General features: G+C 24.8%; 3 protein-coding genes. 1 reads left to right on the forward strand and 2 read right to left on the reverse strand.

Annotated elements, in window-relative coordinates:
- Positions 1-381, forward strand: a 381-nt coding sequence (locus HMPREF2663_RS12935; protein ID WP_070845700.1) for a hypothetical protein, incomplete at its 5' end; no start/stop codon positions are given.
- Here the strand turns inward: HMPREF2663_RS12935 and HMPREF2663_RS02300 are convergent.
- Positions 378-1,142: a hypothetical protein gene (locus HMPREF2663_RS02300; RefSeq protein WP_012818097.1), complete on the reverse strand. Its 765-nt coding sequence runs from the start codon at positions 1,140-1,142 to the stop codon at positions 378-380. The genes HMPREF2663_RS12935 and HMPREF2663_RS02300 overlap by 4 nt on opposite strands.
- A gap of 744 nt (positions 1,143-1,886) precedes the next feature.
- Entirely contained in the window at positions 1,887-2,012 is a 126-nt protein-coding gene (locus tag HMPREF2663_RS02305; protein WP_070845701.1) for a Rep protein, read from the reverse strand.
- Between the last annotated feature and the right edge of the window lie 897 nt (positions 2,013-2,909).

Genomic DNA, 2,909 nt, shown 5'->3' on the forward strand with positions numbered 1-2,909 from the left:
TTAGCTATATTTTTTACTTTGCAACAGAACCACATCTTTACTACAGCATTTCCGATAATATTTAATGTTGTTCTATTGTCTACTTATAAAATTGTTTCATTTTATCAAAAAGTCGATGATAAACTAATAACATCTGATGAAAATAGAGCACATTTAAAATCAAAATATATAGCCTATACGGAAGCAATATTAACAGCACTCTCTTTCGTTCCAGCTATTTTATGGTATGTTTTTTTAGGTTTTAATCTTTTAGCAAAATATCATATTATAATAGCTATACTTATCCTTTTGATATCTTCCCTAATTTTGTTAATACTATTTTTTAAAACTATCGGTCGTTGTGTCCGAAAATTGATTAAATGGATTTGTAACAAAAATTAAATTCCCTTTTTTAAAAATCTTAATATTAATAGTTTAGATTTTAGATTTTCTTTGTATATAGTTCCTATAACCATTGAAAATATGCCAACACTTAGAAAGTAATATATATTATGAATAGTTAATATAATTATTGGCATATAAAAGGATTGAAAATTAGTAAAATGCTTTATTAAAAGATATATAGTTGTAACTATGGTTGTTAATAATGTCATTAATAGCCATAGTATTTTTTTCTTTACATGTTCCTTGCTACAAATTAATCTCTTATAAAATAACTTGTTGAACATAAGCGCAATTTCTTCAAGTTTTTCTCCATCCTGATTGTAGTATTTATAATGTATACCTTTATATAACCTTCGCAATGGATATGATATATCATTTTCATATAATTGCCTTTTTATATCATCTTCTGAATCTAATTTCATCGTATTTTCGTAATACTTTCTATTAAAAGTTCTCTTAACAAACAATCTATTCTTTTTATCGATAAATGCAATAAAAAAATTCATCATCTCTTTAATCAATAGAATAGCACTTGCGAAAAAGAATAACAAAAGTCCAAATGTAATAATTGAAATAAATACCGATAATAGTTCGTTAGGTAATTTTATTAGTAATAAATAATCGAGACATACAGGTATAGAAAAAATACCTCCCACAATAATGCTATTAATGAATAACATAAAGTAATAATCACTCTTTTTTTCAAAATCCATAAACCTAAACAGTATTTTTATCGAATGGATAATAATTGATACCATCTATTTTCTCCTCATCTATTTACTAAAATTCTAATATTCTACATATGCTCTTCATTTAATTATGCAGTATACACATATGCTATATCACCTGAGAATTTTTTATAACAATTTTTTGTGCATTCTATATTTAATCAATAATGTTCTTAATTAAATTTCTAGTATCCTGGAATTTGATTTAAAATGGTTATGGATATTATTGGCTAAACCAAAGTACAACTTTTGGGGTTCAGTACAAAATGATTATAAGTAGCTTTTTCTGTATTTTTGATTTATCGACTCTTAATAGCAAATGAGAGATAGGCGAATAAATTTCACTCTCATATCTTAAAAATTCGCACAAAACCAATAGCTAATTTTTAGACATTATGCATTGACATTCAAACTAAAAATTGAGATAAAACTTTACAAAATTTCATCAACTTTTTTAGTTCCTGCAGAGTAATTACTTTCAAAAAAACACCAAATTTTGAATTAGCTCCAAATTCTTTGTAAGAGCATAAGGGAAATTTGCATACATTAAAAAATGTATGGTCTGGCGAAGCCAGACATTTCAAGGGATACAGAGATTTTAAAAAGGTATACATTTTTTTCGTTTTGTACCCCGATTGTACCCCTACAAATTGCGATTGTACCCCGGTTGTACCCCTATATATTGTGTCAGTACCCCGTTTGTACCCAGGCATTTTTAACATATTTTCAACAAAAAAGCGCTAGCTTTTTGCTAATGTTTAAGAAAATTTATTTTTATTTTTCTTCTTCAATTTCATCAATCATTTGATGATTAATTTCTTGTCTTTCACTTTCTGTTAAATCAAAAAGTTCACTCGTTAAATACTCTTTTTTAATCCAAATATAAAAATATACTGTCAAATCACCTTCTTTTAGAAAATGCCATTTGGCATGTTTTCCGTTCTATTTTATTTCTTTAGACAGTCTAAAATAAATAATACTTTGCTTTTTATTTAACATTTTAAAGTTAATTAAAATAATCTTGATACTCACTAAAATAATTAGAATGTTATATATTGTTATACAAAAAAATAATTTCATATCTCTTAAAACGTAAATAAGAGTTGAATTTAAAATTTAGGAAGATTAAAATAAAAATTTTTGAGTATAATCATTTCGATGAATCTTATTATGCATTTTATATTTTTTAATTCTCTAGTTAATAAAAAGATAAAATGATCTTTATTTCGATTCACTTTTTAATAAAATTGAGCATAGAAACGTATAGAAATTGTTTTATTCTTTCTCTTTTTTTGAACTAAAAAATAAATAATATGATCATTATTGAGTTTGATATTGAGAAAAAAGTATTTAATCAATTTTAAAAAGTGAAACAAATGAATGAATTGCTTAGCTTACTTTTGAGTGATTTTATTTTTGATATTAATACTAAAAGTAGTAGGATTAATAGGATTTGGGTAAAAAAATTAATCCTATTTATAGGATTGAGGATGACTGAAGCCTATGAAATCAACAAAAATAATAGTATTCAAACAATTTAAAGTGGTCTTGTAACAATTGTAAATAGTATGCAATATTAAGGGTTATAATCTCGATCAATTTCTATTTAATATTAACTCTAAATATTGTTATATCAATGTTTATAATAGTTTTAAAAAAAGTAATTAATCAAGGTGAATGTAAGATAATCCTTCAGCTATGCTGAATACCACCTTAGGTGGTACTGGATTCCCTTATGCTCTTAACTCATGTTAATTCATGATTGGGGTTCAAATCAAAATTTTGGTGTTTTAAAAG

The organism is Staphylococcus sp. HMSC077D08, assembly GCF_001837945.1.
Taxonomy (GTDB): domain Bacteria; phylum Bacillota; class Bacilli; order Staphylococcales; family Staphylococcaceae; genus Staphylococcus; species Staphylococcus epidermidis.